This window comes from Segatella copri DSM 18205, from assembly GCF_025151535.1.
GTDB lineage: Bacteria > Bacteroidota > Bacteroidia > Bacteroidales > Bacteroidaceae > Prevotella > Prevotella copri.
The window spans coordinates 2,646,215-2,671,881 of record NZ_CP102288.1 but is presented as its reverse complement, the minus strand read 5'-3'; the positions used below and the strand labels follow the sequence as shown (position 1 = coordinate 2,671,881).

General features: G+C 44.7%; 22 protein-coding genes. 14 read left to right on the top strand and 8 right to left on the bottom strand.

The genetic code is table 11. The features are described from left to right. Positions 1-55: 55 nt before the first annotated feature. The 3 genes from miaB to NQ544_RS11260 form a co-directional block, all read right to left on the bottom strand. Positions 56-1,390 (bottom strand): tRNA (N6-isopentenyl adenosine(37)-C2)-methylthiotransferase MiaB, encoded by a 1,335-nt coding sequence (miaB, locus tag NQ544_RS11270; RefSeq protein ID WP_006848118.1) that lies wholly within the window; start codon positions 1,388-1,390, stop codon positions 56-58. A gap of 53 nt (positions 1,391-1,443) precedes the next feature. Then, a complete protein-coding gene (locus NQ544_RS11265; protein ID WP_050758628.1) occupies positions 1,444-2,385 on the bottom strand; it encodes a phosphatase PAP2 family protein in 942 nt (313 codons plus the stop codon). Positions 2,386-2,539: 154 nt separating this feature from the next. After that, complete coding sequence (locus tag NQ544_RS11260) at positions 2,540-3,535, bottom strand: NAD-dependent epimerase/dehydratase family protein (protein ID WP_006848116.1); 996 nt, start codon at positions 3,533-3,535, stop codon at positions 2,540-2,542. Between the two features lie 125 nt (positions 3,536-3,660). Between NQ544_RS11260 and NQ544_RS11255 the strand changes: the two genes are divergently transcribed. Next, positions 3,661-4,929, top strand: a complete 1,269-nt coding sequence (locus tag NQ544_RS11255) for a serine/threonine protein kinase (RefSeq protein WP_006848115.1) — start codon at positions 3,661-3,663, stop codon at positions 4,927-4,929. A gap of 361 nt (positions 4,930-5,290) precedes the next feature. Continuing rightward, positions 5,291-5,863 carry a hypothetical protein gene (locus NQ544_RS11250; protein ID WP_006848113.1) on the top strand — a complete coding sequence of 191 codons (573 nt, stop codon included), beginning with the start codon at positions 5,291-5,293 and terminating at the stop codon, positions 5,861-5,863. Positions 5,864-5,946: 83 nt separating this feature from the next. Here NQ544_RS11250 and NQ544_RS11245 read toward each other — a convergent pair whose 3' ends face one another. Together NQ544_RS11245 and NQ544_RS11240 are read right to left on the bottom strand one after the other, a co-directional pair. After that, on the bottom strand, positions 5,947-7,200 hold the full coding sequence (locus NQ544_RS11245; protein ID WP_006848112.1) for an ATP-binding protein: 1,254 nt from the start codon (positions 7,198-7,200) through the stop codon (positions 5,947-5,949). Between the two features lie 358 nt (positions 7,201-7,558). Continuing rightward, a complete protein-coding gene (locus NQ544_RS11240) occupies positions 7,559-9,268 on the bottom strand; it encodes a Na/Pi cotransporter family protein (RefSeq protein WP_006848110.1) in 1,710 nt (569 codons plus the stop codon). Positions 9,269-9,439: 171 nt separating this feature from the next. Between NQ544_RS11240 and NQ544_RS11235 the strand changes: the two genes are divergently transcribed. Further along, positions 9,440-11,101 carry a nucleoside kinase gene (locus NQ544_RS11235; RefSeq protein ID WP_006848109.1) on the top strand — a complete coding sequence of 554 codons (1,662 nt, stop codon included), beginning with the start codon at positions 9,440-9,442 and terminating at the stop codon, positions 11,099-11,101. Between the two features lie 747 nt (positions 11,102-11,848). On the opposite strand, the gene upp is transcribed toward NQ544_RS11235, so the two are convergent. After that, complete coding sequence (gene upp, locus NQ544_RS11230) at positions 11,849-12,508, bottom strand: uracil phosphoribosyltransferase (RefSeq protein ID WP_006848107.1); 660 nt, start codon at positions 12,506-12,508, stop codon at positions 11,849-11,851. Positions 12,509-12,867: 359 nt separating this feature from the next. Here upp and pckA point away from each other — a divergent pair, with 359 nt between their 5' ends. From pckA to NQ544_RS11175, 11 genes are all read left to right on the top strand, one after another. Further along, positions 12,868-14,469, top strand: a complete 1,602-nt coding sequence (gene pckA / locus NQ544_RS11225) for a phosphoenolpyruvate carboxykinase (ATP) (protein WP_006848106.1) — start codon at positions 12,868-12,870, stop codon at positions 14,467-14,469. A 200-nt stretch (positions 14,470-14,669) separates the two neighbouring features. Then, positions 14,670-16,034 carry a DUF6242 domain-containing protein gene (locus NQ544_RS11220; RefSeq protein ID WP_006848105.1) on the top strand — a complete coding sequence of 455 codons (1,365 nt, stop codon included), beginning with the start codon at positions 14,670-14,672 and terminating at the stop codon, positions 16,032-16,034. Further along, a complete protein-coding gene (gene porG / locus NQ544_RS11215; protein WP_082231245.1) occupies positions 15,989-16,705 on the top strand; it encodes a type IX secretion system protein PorG in 717 nt (238 codons plus the stop codon). The genes NQ544_RS11220 and porG overlap by 46 nt, the downstream gene beginning before the upstream one ends. Further along, positions 16,702-17,454 (top strand): isoprenyl transferase, encoded by a 753-nt coding sequence (locus tag NQ544_RS11210; RefSeq protein WP_006848103.1) that lies wholly within the window; start codon positions 16,702-16,704, stop codon positions 17,452-17,454. The genes porG and NQ544_RS11210 overlap by 4 nt, the downstream gene beginning before the upstream one ends. A 51-nt stretch (positions 17,455-17,505) precedes the next feature. Continuing rightward, a complete protein-coding gene (locus NQ544_RS11205; RefSeq protein WP_006848102.1) occupies positions 17,506-20,142 on the top strand; it encodes a BamA/OMP85 family outer membrane protein in 2,637 nt (878 codons plus the stop codon). Positions 20,143-20,153: 11 nt separating this feature from the next. Continuing rightward, positions 20,154-20,666 carry an OmpH/Skp family outer membrane protein gene (locus NQ544_RS11200; protein WP_022121518.1) on the top strand — a complete coding sequence of 171 codons (513 nt, stop codon included), beginning with the start codon at positions 20,154-20,156 and terminating at the stop codon, positions 20,664-20,666. A 92-nt stretch (positions 20,667-20,758) separates the two neighbouring features. Beyond that, the gene (locus tag NQ544_RS11195; RefSeq protein WP_006848100.1) at positions 20,759-21,244 is read left to right on the top strand and encodes an OmpH/Skp family outer membrane protein; all 486 of its coding nucleotides are present in this window, start codon (positions 20,759-20,761) and stop codon (positions 21,242-21,244) included. A gap of 114 nt (positions 21,245-21,358) precedes the next feature. After that, complete coding sequence (locus tag NQ544_RS11190) at positions 21,359-21,913, top strand: OmpH/Skp family outer membrane protein (RefSeq protein ID WP_006848099.1); 555 nt, start codon at positions 21,359-21,361, stop codon at positions 21,911-21,913. After that, a complete protein-coding gene (murI, locus tag NQ544_RS11185; RefSeq protein ID WP_006848098.1) occupies positions 21,910-22,746 on the top strand; it encodes a glutamate racemase in 837 nt (278 codons plus the stop codon). Before NQ544_RS11190 ends, murI begins: the two co-directional genes overlap by 4 nt. 31 nt (positions 22,747-22,777) lie before the next feature. After that, on the top strand, positions 22,778-23,113 hold the full coding sequence (gene rbfA / locus NQ544_RS11180; RefSeq protein WP_006848097.1) for a 30S ribosome-binding factor RbfA: 336 nt from the start codon (positions 22,778-22,780) through the stop codon (positions 23,111-23,113). A gap of 86 nt (positions 23,114-23,199) precedes the next feature. After that, positions 23,200-24,429, top strand: coding sequence for an FtsX-like permease family protein (locus NQ544_RS11175; protein ID WP_006848096.1), 1,230 nt, complete (start codon positions 23,200-23,202; stop codon positions 24,427-24,429). A 97-nt stretch (positions 24,430-24,526) separates the two neighbouring features. Here NQ544_RS11175 and NQ544_RS11170 read toward each other — a convergent pair whose 3' ends face one another. After that, a complete protein-coding gene (locus tag NQ544_RS11170; RefSeq protein ID WP_006848095.1) occupies positions 24,527-25,165 on the bottom strand; it encodes an O-methyltransferase in 639 nt (212 codons plus the stop codon). Positions 25,166-25,194: 29 nt separating this feature from the next. Next, a complete protein-coding gene (gene aroQ / locus NQ544_RS11165) occupies positions 25,195-25,629 on the bottom strand; it encodes a type II 3-dehydroquinate dehydratase (RefSeq protein WP_006848094.1) in 435 nt (144 codons plus the stop codon). Between the last annotated feature and the right edge of the window lie 38 nt (positions 25,630-25,667).

Sequence of the window (25,667 nt, the reverse complement as noted above, 5' to 3'; positions counted from 1 at the left end):
TTTTCTTTCAGAAGAGTCTTTTTATTCAGAAAAAGCTGTTCTGAAGAGTTTGGGTTTACTCCTTTACTTCTTCTCCGAAGAGAGTAGCAGAGGTAGAACCGGTGATGCGAACCTTCACGAACTCTCCGATGTGGTGGTTGCCCTTATCGATGACAACCGCCTTGTTCTGTTCTGTTCGACCCATCATCTGCTCGCGGCTACGCTTGCTGAAGTTCTCGATGAGGATGGTGAATACCTTGCCCTCATCCTTCTTGTTCTGCTCGGCACTCACCTCGGTCTGCAACTTGATAAGTTCGTTGAGGCGGGCTATCTTGGTTTCCTCAGAAACGTTGTCTGGCAGATGCTTGGCGGCATAGGTGCCCGGGCGCTCTGAATACTTGAACATGAAGGCGCTGTCGAAGCCTACTTCCTTTACCAGCGAGAGAGTTTCCTGATGGTCTTCCTCGGTCTCGTCGTGATAACCTACGAAGATGTCGGTGGTGATGCCACAGCCCGGAATGATGCGCTTGATGTCGGCGATGCGCTGCAGATACTCCTCACGGGTATATTTGCGGTTCATCAGCTTCAAAATCTTGTTGCTTCCGCTCTGTGCAGGGAAGTGGATGTGTTTGCAGAGGTTTGGTTCTTCGGCAATGGCGTGGAGGATGTCCTCGGTCATATCCTCTGGGTTAGAGGTGGTGAAGCGTACTCGCATATCCGGTACAGCCTGGGCTACCATGTGGAGGAGTTCTGCGAAGGAAAGACTGCCTTCCTCGCGCTTGCCCGATGGCGAGAGACCATAACTGTTTACATTCTGTCCAAGCAGGGTAACTTCCTTGAAGCCACGCTGCTGCAAATCGCGAACCTCACGTAGGATGCTCTCAGCATCGCGGCTGCGTTCACGTCCACGGGTATAAGGCACGATGCAGTAGTGGCAGAAGTTGTTGCAACCACGCATGATGCTTACGAAACCGCTCACTCTGTTGCCACCGATGCGCTGAGGAACGATGTCGCGGTAAGTCTCAGTCTTAGAGAGTTCGATGTTGATGGCATTGGTACCCATCTCACACTGCGCAATCATATCCGGCAGGTTGAGATAGCTGTCTGGTCCGCAAACGAGATTGGCATAGTGGTTCTGGATGAGGTCATCCTTCACGCGCTCAGCCATGCAGCCCAAAACGCCGAGAATCACCTTTCTTCCCTTCTTCTGCTCAGCATGGAGGGTGTCGAGGCGATGATAAATCTTGTTCTCTGCATTCTCGCGGATACTGCAGGTGTTCAGGAAGATGGCATCAGCCTCTTCTTCTTTCTCACAGATTTCGTAGCCAGCCATCTGCATCACAGAGGCAACTACCTCACTGTCTGCCACGTTCATCTGGCAGCCATAAGTCTCAATAAATAGTTTCTTCATTGTTCTAGATGAATTCTATTCGTTTATAATGTTATTGTAATTAAAATATGTAACTATCTGAATCTCAGTCGCGAAGAAGGAGTATGATGCTCTATCATTCCCTTCGATACTGCCATCAATACAAAATAGATGACAACGGCAGAGATGAGGCCGGCGATGGCATCGATGAGATAATGCGCCTGAATATATACGGTAGCCAGACACAGGAAGATGTAGAATGGCAGCATCACGTATAGCAGTTTTCGGTTGCCGGTATGCCAGACCAGGAGCATGCAGATGGTGCTCACGCCCACATGCGAACTTGGGAAAGCGGCAGTAGGACGCTCGCCGGCGTTCTTGGCATCCTCTACAAGCTGGTAGAAGATTCCATTGGTGTAGCCCGGTGTCGGCAGGCAGTTAGTATGGGTGTTGAAGTAATCGCCCAAAGCCGGGAAGATGCCTTTGGTTATTTCTGATATCCCTACTGCATCAAAGTAGAAGGTCGGACCCACTACCGGTACATAGATGTAGATGAGATAGTAGATAAAGAAACTGGTGAGCATGACGAATGCAGCTCTTTCAGCCTCATAATATCTACAGAAGAAATAATAGAATGAAACCAATGCAATCATCGGATAATACATAAAGTAGCCCATCGACATCAGTTCGCTTACTACAGCCCAAGGCAGGGCTTTGGCAAAGAGCAGGGCGGGCTGACATCCGAAAAGATCCTGCTCCCAACCTGCAAAGATATGGTCGAGGTTGGGGAACATGCGGTTGATTTCGTAGGTGTCGGGATACCACCAGGCAAGCAAAGCCATCTGGGCAATGATGCGCACCATCTTGGTGATGCGGCAAGGTATCATGCGGTATACTGCCCAAAGAGCGATGGTCATGACGAGCACTCTCAGTCGTCCCCAGAGCATAGCTTCCGGGTTTACGAGTTTTGTGTAGGTAAAGAGCATGGTGATAATGGTGATTGCCATATATCCCAGCATGACCCATTCCAGTGTCATCAGTCCCTTCTTCGGGTTCTTGTCTATCTTGAAATAATCTTTTATCACGCTTCTTATTAGTTTATAATTTATAGTTTACAGTTTATAGGGCAATCTCGCTATACGGTGTAGCCGTTATCAACTATCAACTATTAACTTTTAACTATTAACTAGTTTACAGCCATCCGTTATCCTTGTACCACTTGATGGCGAGCTTCACACCTCTTTCCAGTGGATAATGAGGATGATAGCCCAGTTCATCCATGGCTGGCTCAATATCACATCGCCAGTTGCGCTGTTTCAGAATGTTGTACTTGTCATTGTTCAGGGCCGACATCTTGCCCGTCATCCTTCCGAGATACTCTCCGAAGAAGGTTACGATGCGCAATACCCAGACAGGTGCCTTGATGCGTAGTATCCAAGGATTGCCTAACTCCTTTTTTATCAGGTCGCTGAAAGCGGCCGACTGATATACTTCTCCATCGCTGAGGAAGTATTTCCTGCCGTTCATTCCATGATCCAGAGCCAGGAATACAGCCTGTACTACGTCCTGTACATATACAAAGGTGATGTCCTGGCGCTTGAATCCTACAGCAAAGTCAACATGCTGCTTGATGCTCTGCGCCATGAGAAAATAATCTTTCTCCCTAGGACCGTAAACTCCTGTAGGGCGGAGGATGATATAAGGGAAGTTATTGCCGATGCTGTCCAGATAGCGTTCTGCCTCCAGCTTACTCTTTCCGTATGCTGTATTAGGCTTAGGAGTATCATGTTCTGAGATTTCCTGATAAGGCTGCTCTTCGCGGATGGCTCCAAAGATGCTGAGCGAACTGACAAAGACAAATCGCCTGATAGGCATCTGGAGGCGCAGAAGGACGTTCACCAGATGCTTGGTTCCCTCTGTGTTTACCTTATAAAAGTCCTCTGCATGCAGGCACTTCGTTGCGCCGGCTGCATGCACTATATAGTCGAACTCGTGCGGGGCGAGTTCTTTCTCCAACTCTTCCTCTGAAGAAAGATTGAGATTGATAAAATGGATGCGCTCGTCTTGCAGATACTTTCTGGAACTGGTAGGGCGTACTGCCGCCCAGGTTTCCATGCCCTGTCTTAAGGCCTCTTCCACGATGTAGCTGCCGATAAAGCCCGACGCACCCGTTACTAGAATCTTCATTAATTATTAATAAAATTGCAATTTTGGGTGCAAAGATACTATTTTTTCATGAGTTATCCATATTGTTATGCAAAAATTATTTTAAATTCTTCTGTTTCTTCACAAAAAGTATTATCTTTGCACTTATGACGCAAGTATCAGGTTTTATATTGTCTCCTGTAGATGCAGTTTCGGATAGATTCACGGAAATCTCCGAGCTCTCTACCAGCGGTTTTAATGTCCTGCTCCGTGCCAAGCGCAACGGTCAGTGGTGGATATTGAAATCGTTGAAGCCTGATGTGTGTTATGATTCTATCTTCCTGCAGCTTCAGCAGAAGGAATACGACATCCTAGCCCGCCTTGACCATCCCGGTATTGTGAAGGTTGAAGGGTTGGAGGAAGTTGAGGGATACGGCAGATGTATCGTGATGGAATGGATAGATGGTGTGACGCTTGAAGAATGGCTCACCCAAGGGCATTCCGGTTTTGAACGCAGGCAGATAGCCCGCCAGCTTTTGCAGGTGATGGAGTATGTGCACAATCAGCAGATTGTGCATCGCGACCTGAAACCTGCCAATATCATGATAGCCCGTAACGGAGGTACGATCAAGTTGATTGATTTCGGGCTCTCTGATGCCGATAGCTATACCATTCTGAAGAGCCCTGCCGGTACCGAAGGGTATGTTTCGCCTGAGCAGCAGGAGGAGAGTGTGCCTGATGTGCGCAATGATATCTACAGCCTGGGAGTCATCTTGAAGGAGATGCGGCTGGGATGGTCTTGCCGTTGGGCTGTCAAGAGATGTTTTCTTCCTTTAGAGTATCGGTATCCTAATGTGTTAGCTTTAAGGATGCATATTCAGTCGCTTCATCGTCGCCTAATAGCTTTAAACTGTCTTCTCGCTTTTTTAGTTTTGGGCACATCAGGTATTGTTTTATATAATAAGGTGGTAAAGCCAGAGATACTATACGATGTGGTTGCTCAGTTTACTGTTGGCAACCTGGAATATAAGTCGTGGGGTGGCGGTTTGGTTACAGTAAGTGCTGCCAATGACCGGGATTCTGTCATCGAGATACCAGCTACCGTGAAATATCAGGGTGTGAGTTATCGTGTAGATGAGTTGGAGGATAGTGCTTTTGCTGTGCATCCTTTCCTGAAGCGGGTCGTGATGCCAGATAATCCCAAGTTGCACGTGATGAAACATGTCTTTGACGGCAGTCCTAATCTGGAGAGTATATATTTCCGTAGCAAGACGCCACCTAGGTTGGGAAATGCAATTTGGAAGGTGACGATGGATGATATCTTTGAGGCTCTTAGTTTTAGGAAGATTGTTCTCTATGTTCCTAAGGGTAGCAAAGATGCTTATTGCCGTTCTCCGTGGGGGCGCTTTACTTATATTGTGGAGTTTGAGAAATGACAACGATAAAATTAAAAATGGCACTCCCTGTTTTTGAGGGGATGCCATTTCTTTGTTAAAAGGATATGGTTTGAGATTCATATAGAATCTCAGACCGCAGGGATGTTATATCTGTCCTGCTCTAATATCCTGGGTTCATAGAAAATGATTCAAATGACTATAAATACGCTTTCAGATTTTATTTTATCTCCCAAATCAATCTTTACTTTCTGGCTTCAAAAATACATAAAAAGAACGAAAGTGGATTGGTTCAAAACGGTTCAATTTCAGTTTATTGCAATAAAAGGTACATTTTTTGTGGGAAAAACGGCAAATATTGCTTATCTTTGCAATCTGTAAAAAGCAAATAGATGAATATATAATGATGGAAGATTATAAAAAAGAAGATTTTGATAGACTCAAGAATGAGGTCGAAACGCTGGTGGGACGAAAGATTGTTTCACCAAGGGATTTTGATTTCCTTTCCCGACAGATAGAGGGTTATACCCAGGAAACGGTTTCGGTGAGCACGCTGAAGCGTCTGTGGGGATATGTGGCATGTTCCTGCAAGCCGAGCAGGTTCAATCTGGAATTGCTCTCCCGCATGGTGGGATATCCCAGCTGGAAAGCGTTCGTAGAGAGTAAGGATGCTGTTGCTTCCAGCCGATTCTTTATCAAGAGCAAGCTGATTGCTGATGCTCTTGTCGTAAATGATCTGGTTAGACTGACCTGGGAGCCCGGCCGTATTCTTACCATCAAGTATCTGGGAAATGACAATTTCAAGGTGATGGAATCGCTGAACAGCAAACTGGCTGCCGGGGATACGTTTACCTGCCACCAGTTTGTGGCTGATGAGCCTCTTTATCTTTCCAACCTGACCCATCCCGGCATTCCTCTCTGCAACTATGTGGCAGGACAGAATGGAGGCATCAAGTGGAATGTTCTTGAAGGATAAACTGTACGGTTCTTTCACCATATAATCAAGGGTCTATACGCCACTTTTTCATCGTGGCATATAGCCCCTTGTCGTTTCTTCTGCTAACCTTCCAACACCCATTTCCATGCCGGTCTTATTTCTATCTTGAGTCCATCACGCACAATCTCTCCTTCATCCTCGTAGGTGATTATCATGGCTCGCTTCAGAGGATACAAACCATGCAAGGCTACTAATGCTTTCACTTCCCGCTCTATGGTTTCTCCGTCGCTCATCTGATAGCTCGCTTGCACAGCCAGTCCCTCATCAGGCACATGGAAATCCACCTCTATGTTTTTATTGTAATAGTATAAGCCCTTGCCGTATTTCTTATACAATGTAATTGCGCAAAGATTCTCCAGTAAAGAGGTATTCGGATTGCTGATGAAGAGATGCAGCAGCCCATTATCTACAAAATAATGTTTTTTAATTGTTTCTTTCTCCACGAACTTGGAGACATAATTATCGATAGAAATCAATAAGCATGATTCCTGTAGATAGCGAACATACTCCATTACTGTTGATGGGCTACATGAAGTACCGGTTGCTTTTATCAGATTGCTCAAACGGTTCAAGGAGCAGGGCTGTTTCACGCTTTCTGCCAATCTTCTTACACATAGGCGTAAGGCATCCTCGTTTTTTATCTTGTGACGAACCACCAGGTCATTAAAGAAAATACGATTATACAAGCTGTTTAACCATACTCTCTTTTCTTGAAAATGTACAAGCTCAGGGAACCCACCCCAGTCGAAGTAGGTTCGGAAGTGGCGCTGCAGTTCATTTGCTTTTCGTCCATATTGCCAATTCTTTGAAAGCAACACTCCTACAGCTTTCAGATATTCTGAAAAGCTATATGGAAATACGCTGATATCCAGATATCTTCCTCCCAAAACAGTCTCTATGTCACGGCTTAGCATTTTGGCATTGCTGCCAGTTATATAGATGCGATATTTTTGGTTGGCAAGACGGCGTGCAAAGTTTGCCCACCCTTCCACATTCTGTATCTCATCAAAGAAGAAGATGGGCTGACTCTCATACATGCTATGATAGGCTTGCAATATAAGGTCGAAGTCTGTTACCGACATTCCTTGCAAGCGTTCATCGTCAAAGTTGATATATACTATATTTTCTATCTCAATTCCATGTGCCAGCAATTGCTGAATTCTCTGGTATAGCAAATAGGATTTTCCTGCTTGCCTGACTCCAACAAACACATAATTGCCATACTCCTCTAGGTCTAGAGGACGCTGTACCAAAGGAATACGACCTATATATTCCTGGTTCTCAGCTATTATCGCTCGAAACAATTCCTTTTCCATATACTTACTTTTTGCGGCAAAAGTACAAAATTTATTCGATACCACAAAATAAAAACGGTATTTTTTATTCGGTAGCAACGAATAAAATGTTTTGTTTCTTTTCGCTGATACCGAATAAAATCTATTAATAAAGCTTTTTCATGGCGTGTAGTGTCATTCTTCGTCATCCTTGATTCTCAAAAAGGGTCTATACGCCACTTTTTCATCGTGGCATATAGACCCTTGCCAACCAAGTTAATTGCAGATTTACTATATTATTCGGGCTTTGTATCAAAGAAACCGATAAACTCATCAAAATCTTCAAACCGCAACGACGGTTTGAAGCTTTTGATGATATATATATATATATAAAGAGGTATTATGCCTCATGCTGTCTTACACCCATGCGGGCCTCCACTACGTTCACCACGTAGTCGCCGAGTTTCTCGCATTCCTGGATGATGTCCATATACATGGTACCGATGGCGTAGGTATAGAGATGGTTGTTTACATCGTTGATGTTCTGGCTCTTCAACTGATTGCGATAGTTGTTGATCTCGTTCTCGATGTTGAAAGAGAGGTTGGCATCGTTGTCTCCCTTATGACCTACGAGGGTGATGTTCATCTGGGTAAGGGCATTGTCGGTAAGTTCCATCATCTGATGCATGTGCTCATACTGTGAAGTGATGAAGTCTTCCTTGCCCTTGAAACGGCGGTTCAGCGTGCGTGCGATGTTGAAGCAGCTGTCACCGATACTCTCGATTTCAGAAATCTCACGGAGCATGGCACGAATCTTTGCCTTGGTCTCGTCAGAAAGATGAGAATCGCTCACCTGGTCGAGATACTTGGCAATCTCTATCTCCATGCTGTCAGAGATGCCCTCGTATTTCTCGATGCGGCTATAGAGTTTTACAAACTTTTCTTCATTGGTCTCGCCAAGAAGCGTCTTCACCATGCCGAACATGCGCTGGATGCGCTCGGCAAAACAATGGATTTCCTTCTGTGCCTCCAAGACAGAGATTTCCGGTGTCTTCATGATACCGCTCTGGATAAAGCGCAGGCGGAAATCGTCTTCATCGGTATTCTTCTTAGGACGGATAATCTTGCATACCAGCTTCTCTATCTGTGGAATGAACCAAACCAGGATAAAGGTGTTGGATAGGTTAAAGGTGGTATGGAAGGCGGCAAGCACAAAGGATAGCTTGGCGGCATTGGCTACGAAATGAGGATCGGTCTTCTCCATCATGTCGTCATAACCTACCCAGCCGCAAACCAGATGGATGAACGGGCGGAATACGCAGAGTATCCAAAGCACACCAAAGATGTTGAATACCATGTGCGCCATCGCCGCTCTCCGGGCCTGGGTGTTGGCGGTGAGCGCTGCCACGTTGGAGGTTACGGTTGTACCGATATTCTCACCCATCACAAGCGCAATACCCTGATAGATAGGCAATACGCCGGTAGAGCAGAGTATCATCGTAATCGCCATGACGGCTGCCGAACTCTGCACGCACATAGTGAGTATACTACCGATAATCAGGAAGGTGATGGTAGTCTGGAAACTGTGAGGATCGAAACTTGCAAAGAATTCAAGAACCGGCTGATTATGAGCCAGATCCATGTCGATACCGGTTTGGCGTAAAGTACCCAAACCGAGAAACATAAAGGATATACCGAAGATGAAGTCGCCGATAATCTTTCGTTTCTTGCTGTAAATCAGGATGATGGCGATGAAGAATGCCGGCCATACAAAATCTGTGATGTTAAACGAGAAACCGGCACTCATGATCCATGCGGTGAGCGTGGTTCCGATGTTGGCGCCCATGATAACGGAGATAGCCTGGGCTAGAGTAAGGAGACCAGCATTAACGAATGATACGGTCATCACCGTTGTGGCTGTAGAAGACTGCACCGCTGCGGTGATGAGCATACCCGAGAGGATGCCCGTCAAACGATTGGTGGTCATGGTTCCTAACACATGGCGGAGCTGTGGTCCTGCCATCTTCTGCAAACTGTCGCTCATGGTCTTCATACCGAACATCAGTAGGGCGAGTGCTCCAATAAGCTTAAAAAATATCCAAATCGACATATAATAACTTAATTAATGTTGTCAAATACATCAAGTTTCCGAATTTCTTCGTAACTTTACACTCTGTAGGCGTCTCTCTTCTAAAAAGAGTAAGCCGATGCTCAAAAAGCACCTTCGGGGGCTTCGAGAGCGAGTAGATTAGTTTAATTTTGTAACATAGTTTTAATACAAATGAAACAAGTAATTCAAATCCGTTGCAAAAATAATAAAAAATCTCAGAAAGTAGAAATCGGAAGCACACTTTTTGATATTTTTTCAGCATTTGACCTCAAAATGACCCACGGACCGGTGTCTGCAAGGGTAAATAACAAGGTTGAAGGCATGCATTATCGTGTTTATAATTCTAAAGATGTAGAATTCCTTGATATGACTTCTTCATCCGGTTCGCGTACATATACCCGTACCCTCTTCTTTGTTCTCTGCAAGGCGGTACAGGACATTTATCCTGCTACAGATGTGGTGATTGATATCCCCGTATCGAATGGTTTCTACGTAGATATCCGCCTGGGCAGACCTGTTGTTGATGAAGATGTGAACATCATCCGCCGTCGCATGCAGGAGATTATCGATGCCAGAATGCCGATACGCCGCTTCACCGTGCCTACCGAAGAGGCTGTTGCGCTGTTCCAGGAGAAAGGGGATGTTGAGAAGGTGAAACTGCTCAAGACATCGGGCGCTATCTATACTACCTATTATAAAATAGGTGATTATGTAGATTATTACTACGGCACGCTGCTCACCAATACCTCGCAGCTCTATCTCTTCGGGCTGGAGAAATATTATGATGGCATGCTCCTGCGCATTCCTTCGCTCAAGAACCCGGATGTGCTGGGCGAAATGACCCGGCAGGACAAGATGTTTGAGATATTCAAGGAGCATCATCGCTGGCAGAGTATCCTGGGCATCAGGACTGTAGGCGATTTTAACCAGGCGATAGATGCCAATTATTCTACCGGCATCATCAATATCAGCGAGGCGCTGCAGGAGAAGAAGATTGCCAAGATTGCTGAGGAGATTGCCAGCCGCAAGGGCGTGAAACTGGTGCTGCTGGCAGGTCCTTCTTCTTCGGGCAAGACCACTTCGTGCAAGCGCCTGAGCATACAGCTTGCCGTAAACGGATTGAAACCGCTCCAGATTTCGCTCGATGATTATTTCGTAGATAGGGAGAAAACGCCGAAGGATGCTTCGGGCGAATATGATTATGAGAGCATCTATGCCCTGGATCTCGATTTGATCAACGAGCAGTTCAACGCCCTCTTCCGTGGTGAGGAGGTAGAATTGCCGAAGTATGATTTCCAGAGCGGAAAGAGTAAAAAGAGCGGCAACAAGCTGAAGATGAACGATAACAATGTGCTGGTGGTAGAGGGCATTCATGCATTGAACCCAGAGCTGACGGCCCACATCCCGCAGGAGCAGATATTCAGAGTATATGCTTCGGCGCTGACCACGATTCTTCTGGACAATCACAATTATATCCCGACAACAGACAACCGTTTGCTTCGCCGCATCATCCGCGATTACAAGTATCGGGGTGTCTCTGCCCAGGAAACCATTCATCGCTGGCCTTCGGTAAGGGCAGGTGAGAACAAGTGGATATTCCCGTTCCAGGAGAATGCCGATGCGATGCTCAATACGGCGATGCTTTATGAGCTGGCTGTGATTAAGACGCAGGCAGAGCCGCTGCTGCAGCAGGTTCCGGAGAATTGCGAGGAATATGCTGAGGCTTACCGGTTGCTTAAGTTCCTGAAATATTTCAAGGGTATACCTTATAACAATCTGCCGCCTACTTCGCTTCTGCGAGAGTTCCTGGGGGGAAGCTCGTTCCATTATTAAAGGTTTTATCTTTCGGAGATAAGTTGGCTGTTTGAGTAGGACAGCCAACTGGCAGAAGCCGGACAGCCGACTAGCGCCTTATCCGCTAGTCGGCTGTTTGTCTTTAACAGTCCTCGGAAATGGGTTTATCTGATTTTCTTTTAGGGGTCTGGTTCGCTTTTCGGGGCGATAGACGAAAATCTCTTCACTCTTCACCAAATGCTCCGAATCCCTAGTGTTTATGGGCATTCCGAGGGGTGAAGAGTGTTCGGGCACTCTTCACCCACTCTTCACCACTCTTCACCTTCGGTCGCAGCGGTCTTGTACCTCTTTTAAATTGAACTTTCTTAAGTTTTGCCCCACACGCCCTGAAGGGGCAGAAACTCCTAGCCCAGGGCATCGCCCTGGGTAATTACGGACGCAACCCTGTCGCCCTGTAAGGGCAAAAGCTTTAAAACTCCAGGCAAAACATAAAGCTTTTGCCCTTACAGGGCGCCTTGCTGATTGCTATTATACCCAGGGCGATGCCCTGGGCTAGGAGCTTTTGGGCCTTCAGCCCGTTCTTGACCATACTAAAGAGATTCCAGTCTTTTTTATGTCTGTCGGTGAAGAGTGGTGAAGAGAGGGTGAAGAGATACAAATAACTCTTCACCCCTCGGAATGCCGATAAACACAGGGGTTTCGGGCCGAAAGGTGAAGAGTGAAGAGTATTTTGGAGTAGAGTTGCTATACTTTTTATAAAGCGTACGAATTTATAAAGCCTGCGGCTTAGAGCTTGCTGCCATAGCACAAGTCGCCGGCGTCGCCGAAGCCTGGCACGATATACTTATGCTCGTTCAAGCCCTCATCAATAGAGGCACACCAGATAGTAGTCTTGTCCTCTGGGAAGGTCTTCTTGACGTGCTCAATGCCCTCAGGTGCAGCGAGAACACAGGCAATGTGGATATGTTTAGGATTGCCCTTGGTGAGGAAAGCCTTCATACCCATCTCCATACTGATACCTGTGGCAAGCATAGGGTCGGCAATGATGAGCACCTTATCAGTAAGATCAGGTGTGGCGAGGTATTCGATATGTACGCCCACCTCAGTATGCTCCTTGTTGGTATACTCGCGATAAGCACTCACAAAGGCATTGCCAGAGTGGTCGAAAATATTGAGGAAACCTTCGTGGAAAGGAAGTCCGGCACGGAAGATCGTACCGATGACAATCTTTTCGGTAGGAAGATTAACCTGGGCCACACCGAGCGGTGTAGTCACCTCAGTCTTTTCGTAATTAAGAGTCTTTGATATTTCAAAGGCTTCATACTCACCGATTCTCATAATGTTGTTGCGGAAGAGCAATCGGTTCTTTTGATAATCGCAGTCACGCATCTCAGCCAGATAGCGGTTGATGATGCAGTTGTGCTCGCTCAGATTATTTATCTTCATATAGCTGTAGTTTTTCTGCAAAGATAAAACAAATCTAGGAAACGGCAAAATGTTTGGGCAATTATTTTCTCTCTGGAGGAATGAAAGAACATGTTACTATCTTATTTTTCCTTCAAATATCCTCTTATATATGAATAGGTGTAAATCTCTGCTTATTTTTCTCCAAGCAGAGATTTTTTGCAAAGTCAACGTGGCAAATATCAGATGAAATCTTTCGTTTTTAATTTCTTTAACCTAAAAAGATTTTAAAATTCATTTTTTATGCATGAGAATCTTTGCTATAAAACATATTTTTCGTAACTTTGCGGCGATTTAGGAAACGAACAAATATTTCACAACTTAAATACATTTAAAGTAAAATGGCAAAGTTAGATTTGACAAAGTATGGCATTACTGGTGCTACAGTAATCGCTCACAATCCTTCTTACGAGAAGTTGTTCGAGGAGGAGACAAAGGCTGGTCTCGAAGGTTATGAAGTTGGTCAGCAGACAGAATTAGGTGCAGTTAACGTAATGACTGGTATCTACACAGGCCGTTCACCTAAGGATAAGTACATCGTAATGGATGAGAACTCAAAGGACACTGTATGGTGGACTACTGATGAATATAAGAATGATAACCACCCAATGTCTGAGGAGGTTTGGGGTACAGTGAAGGATCTCGCTGTTAAGGAGCTCTGCAACAAGAACCTCTATGTAGTAGATGGTTTCTGCGGTGCTAACAAGGATACTCGTATGGCTGTTCGTTTCATCGTTGAGGTTGCTTGGCAGGCTCACTTCGTAACAAACATGTTCATCCGTCCTACAGCTGAGGAGCTCGAGGCATTCGAGCCAGACTTCGTTGTTTACAACGCTTCTAAGGCTAAGGTTGAGAACTACAAGGAACTCGGCTTGAACTCTGAGACTTGCGTTGCTTTCAACGTAACATCTAAGGAGCAGGTTATCATCAACACATGGTATGGTGGTGAGATGAAGAAGGGTATGTTCTCTATGATGAACTACTTCTTGCCATTGAAGGGTATGGCTTCTATGCACTGCTCTGCTAACTGCGATATGAACGGTGAGAATACAGCTATCTTCTTCGGTCTTTCTGGTACAGGTAAGACTACATTGTCTACAGACCCTAAGCGTAAGTTGATCGGTGACGATGAGCACGGATGGGATGACAATGGTGTGTTCAACTTCGAAGGTGGTTGCTACGCTAAGGTTATCAACCTTGACAAGGAGTCTGAGCCAGATATCTACAACGCTATCAAGCGCAACGCTCTCCTCGAGAACGTAACTGTAGCTGCTGATGGTAAGATTGATTTCGCTGATAAGAGCGTAACTGAGAACACTCGTGTTTCTTACCCAATCTTCCACATCAACAACATCCAGCCAGGTTCTTCTGCTCCAGCTGCTAAGCAGGTTATCTTCCTTTCAGCTGATGCATTTGGTGTATTGCCTCCAGTATCTATCCTGACTCCAGAGCAGACTCAGTACTACTTCCTCTCTGGCTTCACAGCTAAGTTGGCAGGTACAGAGCGCGGTATCACAGAGCCTACTCCAACATTCTCTGCTTGCTTCGGTCAGGCATTCTTGGAGTTGCACCCAACAAAGTACGCTCAGGAGTTGGTTAAGAAGATGAACAAGAACAACGCTAAGGCATATCTCGTTAACACAGGTTGGAATGGTACTGGCAAGCGTATCTCTATCCGCGATACACGTGGTATCATCGACGCTATCCTGAACGGTGACATCGACAAGGCTCCTACAAAGCAGATCCCTATGTTCGACTTCAAGGTTCCAACAGAGTTGCCAGGTGTAGCTACTGAGATCTTGGATCCACGTGATACATACGCTGAGGCTTCTCAGTGGGAGGAGAAGGCTAAGGATTTGGCTGCTCGTTTCATCAAGAACTTCGCTAAGTATACAAACAATGAGGCTGGTAAGGCTCTCGTTGCTGCTGGTCCACAGCTCTAATTCGACACTTCGAATTTATACTAAATATGGAATCCCGTTTCTTGCAAAAGAAGCGGGATTTCTTCTTTTTTATGCCTCGAAATCACTAAAAAACTTAAAAAATGCGCCTAAAATGAATAATTTGCATAATAATAAGGAGAAAAGGTCGAGTTTTTAAAGAATTCTCAGTAAATTTGCAGCTAAAAATAAAATAGGATAGAATGAAAAGGAAGTTTTTTGCTTTCATAGCGCTGATTACAGCTACGCTCTCGCTCTCTTCTTGCTTGAGCAGCGATGAAACAACAGTAGAATATACACATGATACAGCCATCACTGCTTTTTCGTTGGGTAGTCTTGACAGATATACCAAAACGAAGGCAGGTAAAGATACCTTGCTCAAGGCTAATGTGAAGGGCTCTGACTATAAATTTTACATAGATCAGGCACAACGCTGGATTTATAATGTAGATTCCTTGCCTTGTGGGGTGAGGGATACTGCCATATTGGCTACTATCAGCAGCAAGAATAGCAGCCCTATTCTCCTGATGGATATCAACAAGCCTGATTCTGTCGCAGCATACTATTCAAGCTCTGATTCCATCAACTTCTCAAAGCGTCGCTTTATTAGAGTTTACAGCAGCGACTACTCTGCCTATGCCGAGTATAAGGTTGACGTAAACGTACATAAGGAGCTGCCTTATGAGTTTAAGTGGCATGAGCTGGCTCAGAACAACAGTCAGTTGGCAGCATTCTCTGATTTGAAGGCTGTAGCTTGTGGTGATGACATCTATGTATTCGGCAAGACTGCCGAGGGTACTCAGGTGCTGAAGTCAGCCATCAATGATGGCAGCGCCTGGTCATCTATTACGATGAACGTAGGCTTAAGTAGTGGCGCTTATCAGAGTGCAGTAGCGCTGGATGGCAAACTCTATATCTCAGATGGCGGCAAGGTCTATGCTTCTGCCGATGCAGAAACATGGGCATTGGTTTCTGAAAATGCAGATGTCAAGCAGCTCATTGGTGCAAGCAGCAAGAATCTCTATGCTTATAATACTGCTGCAGGTATCTCTGTTTCAAAAGACAAGGGTGTCAGCTGGGAGCAGGAGAAACTTGATACAGATAAAGCCTATTTGCCAACACAGAATATCTCAATGAATGTGGCTGGCGTACTCTCTGCTAAGGATGTAGAGAACGTAATGCTGCTGGGTACTCGCGACAAGGCTTTGAATGATACGGTTGCTACCACATGGTTGCGCACGGTTGACTATGATGCAAATGAAGACGGACAGTGGAACTATCTGGAAATCGAAAACAATAAAAGTGGAAAGATGCCTTGGCTGGATCAGATAATTACCTGTGCTGCCGATACAGGCTTCGTGGCTTTAGGCAGTAACGGCAAATGGTATAAGAGCCAGGATGCCGGATTGACTTGGAAGCAGGATAAGATGGTTGTTCTGCCTGCTAAGTTTGCTGATGAAGGTCGTTTCGCTTTCTGCCGTGACAAGCAACATTATTATTGGATTATCAGAAACGGATACGTATGGAGAGGACGTTTCAATATAGATGGCTGGAGCAAGGAAGATTAATCATCCTGCTTGCCTTCTTAACTCTGGGCTGTATGGCGGTTCGTGCACAGGACGATCCGCAATATCGCATGGAGATAGGCGTCGGTGTGGGAGTAATGACCTATGAAGGCGACTTTAACGGAAATGTGCTTGGCGACATGCAACCTGCCGGTTTCCTGGTGGGAAGATATAATTTCGACCCCTACAAGGACTTGAAACTGAGCGTGGGCTTTGGAAAAATAAAAGGTTCTTCGGCAAATGTGGATACTTTCTATCCTGATTATGCGGAGAATCCCTATAGTTTCAATCATACGCTGGTGGATATGAATCTGGTGTTTGAGTACAACTTCTGGCCTTACGGAACAGGCAGAGACTATCGCGGAGCCCAGCGCCTGGTTCCTTATATACTGGGTGGTCTGGGAGCAACCTATGTAAAAGGTAACGAAAAAAATGTATTTACAGCCAACGTGCCTTTAGGCATCGGCGCAAAATATAAAGTAAACGAAAGGTTGAACTTGGGACTGGCCTGGACTTTCCATTTCTCGCTCAGCGATGAACTGGATGGTGTGAAAGACCCTTACCGGGTAAAGAGCAGTGGCATTTTCAAGAATACCGACTGCTATTCTACCATAGCCGTTTCGGTGACCTATAGTTTCAGTGCAAAATGTAAAACTTGTAATAAAGAAGAATGATGGACAACTTAGATATGAACAGGATTCCTGAGCACATTGCTATCATTATGGATGGCAATGGTCGCTGGGCAACAGTACGGGGCAAGGAGCGTAGCTACGGCCATCAGGCTGGAGTAGAAACCGTGCGCCGAATTACATCGGAGTGTACCAGGTTGGGGGTAAAATATCTCACCCTCTATACTTTCTCTACAGAGAATTGGAACCGTCCGGCCGATGAGGTTGCTGCCTTGATGGGACTGGTACTGACTTCGCTCGAAGATGAAATCTTCATGAAGAATAATGTCCGCTTCCGTGTGATAGGCGATTTGAAACGCCTGCCACAACAGGTACAGGACAAGCTTCAGGAGACCATGGACCATACTGCGAAGAACGATTCGATGACTATGGTAGTGGCATTGAGCTATTCTTCACGTTGGGAAATCCTGAATGCTACAAAGAAAATGGTAAAAGAAGCGCTCGAGTCAGGTTCAACCTATGAGCAGATAGAGGATAAACTGACAGAGGAGAACTTCGAGAAGCATCTTGAGACCAGTTTCATGCCAGATCCTGAACTTCTGATACGTACAGGAGGTGAACTCCGTATCAGCAACTATCTTCTTTGGCAGATAGCTTATTCTGAGTTGTATTTCTGTGATACCTTCTGGCCTGACTTCAATGAAGAAGATCTGCATAAGGCAATAGCAAGTTATCAGAACCGCCAACGTCGATTTGGAAAAACCGAGGCACAGGTGGAAGAGGAGGAGAAATAGGAAAACCTCATACAAGCATAGAAAAATCATATTATATATAATAAGGTATAAATGAATAGATTTAAAAAGATTTTCATCCTGCTGTTCGGCGTAATGGCATGCATGCAGATTCAGGCACAAGATAAAATCGTAAACCCTGACATCTCGTATGCTGGTACACCTCGCACCCTTAAGATTGGTGGTATCAATGTTTCGGGTGTTGAGGGCTACGAAGACTATGTTCTCACAGGTATCTCAGGCCTCAGTGTGGGCGATGAGATTACTGTGCCTGGCGACGAGATTACCAATGCCGTAAAGCGCTACTGGAAACATGGACTCTTCTCGAAGGTGACTATCGCTGCCGACTCTATTGTAGGTGAGAAGCTTTATCTCCATATCTATCTTGCGGTTCGTCCACGTATCTCTAATATCAACTATGTTGGTTTGAAGAAGAGCGAGCGTGAAGATATGGAGCAGAAGTTGGGTATGGTAAAGGGCACTCAGGTAACTCCGAATATGCTCGACCGTGCCAAGATTCTCGCCAAGAAGTATTTCGATGATAAGGGTTTCAAGAACGCTGATATCCAGATTAACCAGCGCGATGATATTGCCAACAAGGGACAGGTAATCCTGGATGTTGTTGTTGACAAGAAAGAAAAAATCAAGGTACATCAGATAACAATCGATGGAAACGAACAGCTTTCTGACCGCAAGATTAAGGGTGGACTCTTCTCGAAGGGTGCTTTTGCCAAGACGCATGAGGCTGGTAAGTTCGCCTCTTTCTTCAAGTCGAAGAAGTTTACTCCTGAGAGATGGAAGGAAGATAAGCAGAAACTCATCGACAAATATAATGAGTATGGTTTCCGTGATGCTCAGATTCTGGAAGATAGCGTGAGCAACTTCGATGAGAAGCACGTTAATATCTACATCAAGGTAGATGAAGGTAAGAAATACTATATCCGTAACATCTCCTGGGCAGGTAATACCGTTTACTCTTCAGCTTATCTCGAAGCATTGCTCGGCATGAAGAAGGGCGATGTATATAACCAGAAGATATTGGGTAAGCGCCTGAATGAAGATGATGACGCTGTTTCTAACCTCTACTATAATAATGGTTATGTGTTCTCTCGTATCGAACCGACTGAAATCAATATTGATGGCGATTCTATCGATTTGGAGATGCGCGTAACAGAGGGACCTCAAGCTTATCTGAGCCATGTACGTATCAATGGTAATACCCGTCTTTACGAAAACGTAGTGCGCCGTGAACTTCGTACCAAGCCAGGCGACCTTTTCTCTAAGGATGCTCTGATGCGTTCGGCTCGTGAACTTGCTTCTATGGGACACTTTGATCCTGAGAAGGTTAGCCCGGATGTAAAGCCTAATCCTGAAGATGGTACGGTTGATGTAAACTGGAACCTGGAGCAGAAGAGTAACGACCAGATTGAGTTCTCGCTCGGTTGGGGTCAGACGGGTGTCATCGGACGTGTGGGCTTGAAGCTCAACAACTTCTCTATGGCAAACCTCTTCAACAAGAACAAGGAGCATCGTGGTATCATGCCTATCGGTGATGGTGAGGTGCTGAGTATCGGTGCACAGACCAATGGTACCTACTACCAGAGCTATAACGTAAGCTACTCTACCAACTGGTTTGGCGGCAAGCGCCCTATCCAGTTCAGCGTAGGTGCATACTACAGTAAGAGTACCGACGTGTCAAGCAACTATTACAATAGTGCTTACATGAACAACTATTACAGCTATATGTATGGTTATGGTTCCAGTTACTATAATAACTACGAGAATTATTACGATCCAGACAAGTATATCCAGATGGTGGGTGTAAGCCTCGGTTGGGGTAAGCGCCTCCGTTGGCCGGATGATTACTTCACCTTGTCTGTACAGTTGGCTTACCAGCGCTACATGATGAAGAACTGGAGCTATATGTTGATGACCAACGGTAATGCGAACAACTTGAACTTGACCATCGCATTGAACCGAACATCAACCGATAACCAACTCTTCCCACGTCGTGGTTCTGAGTTTGAGGCAAGTGTCAACCTTACTCCACCATGGAGTGCGTTCGACAACAAGGACTACAAGAATCTTGCCAAGGATTCTAAGTCGCCAACCTATTCTGCAGAGCAGCAGGAGAAGTACAGATGGATTGAATACCATAAGTGGAAGTTCAAGGCAAAGACTTATACTGCACTCACAGAGGGTCAGAAGTGCTTCGTATTGATGACCCGTGTAGAACTCGGTTTGCTCGGTTCTTATAACAAGTATAAGAAGAGTCCGTTCGAGACCTACTATGTGGGTGGTGACGGTATGAGTGGATACTCATCATATTATGGTGAGGAAACAATCGGACTCCGCGGTTATGAGAATGGTTCTGTATCTTACAGTCCTACAACCGGTTACTATGCTTATGCATACGACCGCTTCTCATTGGAGCTTCGCTATCCATTCCTCTTAGGTAACACAACCATTTACGGTTTGACCTTCGTAGAGGCTGGTAACGCCTGGTATGAAACCAAGAAGTTCAACCCATTCAGCATGAAACGTAGTGCCGGTGTCGGTGTACGTATCTTCTTGCCTATGGTTGGTCTGATGGGTATTGACTGGGCTTACGGTTTCGATACAGTATGGAATGGTAGCTCATATAAGAAGGGTGGAAGCCAGTTCCACTTCATCTTAGGTCAGGAATTCTAAAAATGGGTTTTATGAAGAAAATAGTATTGATGCTGATGATGGCTGTAGCAGCCATCTCAGCACATGCACAGAAATATGCATTGATAGATATGGAGTACATCTTGAAGAATGTACCCGCTTATGAGCGTGCTAACGAGCAGCTGAATCAGGTAAGCCGCAAATGGCAGGCTGAGGTAGAAGCTCTTAACACAGAGGCAAGCACCATGTATAAGAACTATCAGAACGAGGTAGTGTTCCTTTCCCAGGAGCAGAAGAAGGCTAAGCAGGATGCCATCATGCAGAAAGAGAAGGAGGCTAGCGATTTGAAGAAAAAATATTTTGGTGCAGAGGGCGACCTTTATAAGATGCGTGAGGCATTGATGGGACCTATTCAGGAAGAGATTTATACAGCCGTAAAAGAGATTTCAGACCTGCGCGGATATTCGCTTGTTCTCGATAGAGCTAGCAACAGCGGCATCATCTTTGGCTCTCCTAAGATAGATATTAGCAACGAAGTGCTCCAAAAATTAGGTTATTCCAAATAATAATTGTATATTTGCAGCCGGTAAGTGCATGTGCCAATGGTTGGCGGCATGAAAACTTCATTTAGAAATTAATAATTAAAAAGAATAGAACAATGAAAAAGCTTATTTTAATGTTGATGCTCTGTGCACCAATGACTATGATGGCTCAGAAGTTTGGTAAAGTAAATACTCAGCAGATTATGCAGTCTTTGCCAGATGTAGCTAAGGCTAATGGCGAGATGGAAGCTCTCCAGAAGCAGAAGGAGAATGACTTGAAGTCTATGCAGGATGAGTTCCAGCGTAAGGCTGACGAGTATCAGAAGGGTTCCAGCACAATGAACGCTACAGCAAAGCAGCAGAAGGAAACTGAGTTGCAGACTCTCCAGCAGAAAATTCAGCAGGCTTACCAGGATGGTCAGCAGGAGTTGCAGAAGAAGAGCAGCGAACTCATGCAGCCTATCGTAGCAAAGGTACGTACAGCTATCGAGGCTGTAGGCAAGGCTGGCAACTACACCTTCATCTTCGAGGATGGTGCAGCTGTATATACAGGTACTAACGTAGTAGACGTTACTAAGGAAGTACAGGCTAAGATTAAGTAATCAAGGCAAATAAAAAGAATATAGATTGAGGGCAGGCAGAAGTGCTTGCCCTTATTTCTCATTTTCAATAACGAGGTATTTATAAGGTATTCATCATAAACGGTATCACTCATCATGAAAAAGAATCTCTTATTTCTGGCTTTTGCTCTCATCTCTTTGACTGTTTCAGCCCAGCATACAACGCCTGCAGCAAAGGTTCAGCAACAACAGATTGCTGTATCTGCTCCTTTGCATTTTGGCTACTTTAGTTTTGATAAGGTTTTTCATACTATGCCTGGTTACGCTATAGCCAAGCATAATATGGATGAACTCCGTGAGAAATACGATGCAGAAACGAAACGTGTAGAAACAGAGTTTAATGCTAAGTATGAGGAATTTCTTGATGGACAGCGCACTTATGCCAAGACAATCCTGGAGAAACGTCAGGCTGAATTGCGTGAATTGATGGAGAAAAATATTGCCTTCAAGGCTGAGGCTACCCGCCTGTTGCAGCAAGCAGAGAATGATGCTTATGCTCCGCTCAAAGCAAAAATAAACGAGGAAGCTAAAAAGATTGGCAAGCAGAAGGGCTTTGCCTTTATCATCAATACGGACAATAATGCAGCTCCTTATCTCAACGAAGAGATGGGGGAGGATATTACAGCTTTGCTGGAGGAGACTTTGAAATGATGTTGCCTTCTAATCCCGGACCAATCGGTGTCTTTGATTCTGGTTATGGCGGACTGACCATCCTGCATGGGTTGCGCCAGACGATGCCTCAGTATGATTATATGTACTTGGGTGATAACGCTCGTGCTCCTTATGGCTCGCGTTCGTTTGAGGTGGTTTATAAGTTCACACGCCAGGCTGTGCTTAAACTTTTCTCTATGGGGTGTCATCTCGTTATCCTGGGATGTAATACGGCTTCGGCTAAAGCACTACGTTCTTTGCAGCAGCGCGATATTCCTGAGTTGGATCCCAGCAGAAGAGTTCTGGGTATTATCCGCCCTACTGCCGAAGTAATTGGTACTATTACCAAGAGTAATCACGTGGGACTTCTGGCTACAGAAGGTACTATTAAAAGCCAAAGTTATAATATGGAAATTTCGAAACTTTGGCCAGAGATTCAGGTGAGTGGCGTGGCTTGTCCGCTTTGGGCTGCCATCGTGGAAGCCAATGAAGCAGATAGTCCGGGAGCTGATTATTTCGTAAAGAAACGCATCGACCAGCTGATGCTGAAGGACGCTGATATTGATACCATTATTTTGGGTTGCACGCATTATCCGCTTCTTATGAGCAGCATTGTGAAGAATCTTCCTGATGGCGTAAGAGTGGTTCCGCAAGGACAATATGTAGCAAACAGTCTGAAAGATTATCTGAACCGCCATCCGCAGATGGAACAGATGATAACCAAAACAGGCTCTTGCCGATATCTCACAACAGAGAGTGAGGATAAATTCAAGGAATCTGCACAGATTTTCCTTCATGAACAGGTGGAGGTTACACATGTAGATCTTGAATAGTATTATAGTTAATAATTTATAGTTAATAGTTATGCAAGAAACAAGACAAAACCGTATATCAAGACTTCTCCAGAAGGAGTTGAGTCTTATCTTCCAGTCACAAACCCGCATGATGCATGGTGTGATGGTAAGTGTTACTAAGGTTAGAGTAAGTCCAGATCTCAGTATCTGTACTGCTTACTTGAGTGTGTTCCCTTCTGAAAAAGGAGAGGAGATTTTGAAGAATATCAATGCAAATGAGAAGACGATCCGTTTCGACTTGGGTAAAAAAGTGAGAAACCAGTTACGTATTATTCCTGAACTCCGTTTCTTCCTTGATGATAGTCTCGATTATTTGGAGCACATTGATGAACTCTTGAAAAAGTAAAAGAGTAAGGAAGTAAAAAGACAAGGGAGTTAAGACGGCAATTCTTGACTCCCTATACTGTTATATAAATAAGGTAAGATAGAATTATGAATTTCCCATTCTTTATAGCTCGCAGGTATCTTTTCTCAAAGAAAAGTACGCACGTCATCAACGTCATCAGTTCTATTTCTGTAATAGGAGTGGCGGTAGCTACGATGGCTCTGGTCATCGTTCTGAGTGTTTTTAACGGCTTCCATGACCTGGTAGCTTCACTCTTTACGAGTTTTGACCCACAACTCAAGGTTGTGCCTGTTGAGGGAAAGACTGCACCTGCAGATGATCCTATTCTTACTAAGATTCGTCTTTTGCCGCAGGTAGATGTTGCAACAGAAACCGTAGAAGATCAAGCTCTTGCAATCTATAATGATCATCAGGCTATGGTGAAAATCAAGGGTGTAGATGATAATTTTGCAGAACTTTCTCATATTACAGATATTTTATATGGTGATGGCTCCTTCTCCTTGCATGCTGCCAATCTGGAATATGGAACAGTAGGTATCCGTCTTGCCCAGAATTTAGGCATAGGAGCACAATGGGATGGTTTCCTGAAAATCTATGCTCCTAAAAAGGAAGGACAGCTGGATATGACTAACCCAGGTGATGGCTTTGTTGTTGACTCGCTCAACTCTCCTGGCGTACTTTTTGCCGTCAAACAGGCTAAGTATGATAAAAACTACATCATCACTTCTATTTCATTTGCCCGTAATCTCTTTGGACAGCAAGGTATGCTCTCTGATTTGGAATTACGCTTGAAACCAGGTAGCAATCTGGATGCTGTAAAGGCTGAGATGCAGCAGATAGCTGGTAATAAATATAAAGTGCTTGACAGATTTGAACAACAGGAAGATACCTTTAAAATTATGTCGATAGAGAAGATGATTGCTTATATCTTCCTGACCTTTATCTTAGTTGTTGCATGTTTCAATATCATCGGGTCGCTTTCTATGCTTATTATTGATAAGAAAAATGATGTAGTGACTCTTCGTAATCTTGGAGCTAACGATAAGCAGATTACCAGAGTATTTCTTTTTGAAGGTAGAATGATAGCTGTGATAGGTGCTGTTATCGGTATTGGATTGGGCTTGCTCCTCTGCTTTTTGCAGCAGCAATATGGATTTGTACGTCTGGGAGATTCTGAAGGCTCCTTTATTGTTGATGCTTATCCGGTAAGTGTCCATTACTCAGATGTTGCCATTATCTTCGTTACTGTAATTGCTGTAGGTTGGCTTGCTGTATGGTATCCAGTAAGAGCGCTGAGTAAAAGGCTGTTGAGTTAAAACCTACATAATTTCTTATACTTGGGTGCATATACTAAAAGAAATGGCATGAATCTTTCATGGGGGATTCATGCCATTTCTTGTTCTAATTGATTTTTTATTTTTTCCTGATGAGTGTAAGACCATCGCGTAGTGGTAAGATAACAACCTCTACCCTAGGATCTTTTGCTATTAAATCATTGAAAGCCCGAATGCCTTGAGTCTGGTGGTCTCGGTCGTAGGCAGGATCGATGACGTGACCATCCCAAAGAGTATTGTCTGCAAGGATGTAGCCTCCAGGGTTCAGGATGCTCATAACCATTTCATACGTTTCTATATAGGTACGCTTATCGCCATCAACAAAAGCCATATCGAATTTTACGCCTAGTTGGGGCGCTTCTATGTTGGCATCACCGATGCGGAAGTCAATCTTGTCGGCAACATTCGAACCTTCTATCCAGGGACGGGTAAAATCTTCCATCTCATCATTGATTTCGAAAGTGTAGAGTTTTCCACCTTCCTGCAATCCCTGGGCCAGGCAGATAGCACTATATCCACTAAATGTGCCTACTTCCAGAATATTCTTCGGGCGAATCATCTCTACAAGCATCTTGAGAAGTCTGCCCTGAATATGGCCGCTAGCCATACGTCCATGGATAGTATGTATATTGGTGGCGCGGTAAAGACGATACAGATAATCGCCTTCAGGCTCTATATGCTGGCAGATATATTTGTCTATGAGTTCAGTCTCTGTCATAATCTGATAGATTTAGAGTAACGGAAATCTTACTCTTCTGTTTCTTTCTGTGCTAAGATTCCTGAAATGGCAAGTTCGTAAGAAGCCAGACCGAAACCGCAGATTACGCCCAGGCAAGCACAGGAAATATATGAATGATGGCGGAACTCTTCACGTTTATGCACATTAGAGATGTGTACTTCAACGCAAGGGCATTTCAAACTGCGAATACAATCCTGCAAGGCGATGCTGGTATGAGTATAGGCGCCAGCATTGAGTACTACACCATCATAGGAAAAACCTACTTCCTGCAGCTTGTTGATTAACTCGCCTTCAATGTTGCTCTGAAAGTACTCTATCTCAATATCAGGGAATTTCGCTTTCAGCTTAGGCAGATAACTCTCGAAAGAATTGCTACCATAAATACCGGGTTCTCTTACACCAAGAAGGTTCAAGTTTGGACCATTAATAATTTGTATCTTCATATTTACTTGATTTTTAATCGTAATCCATATTTTTTTCG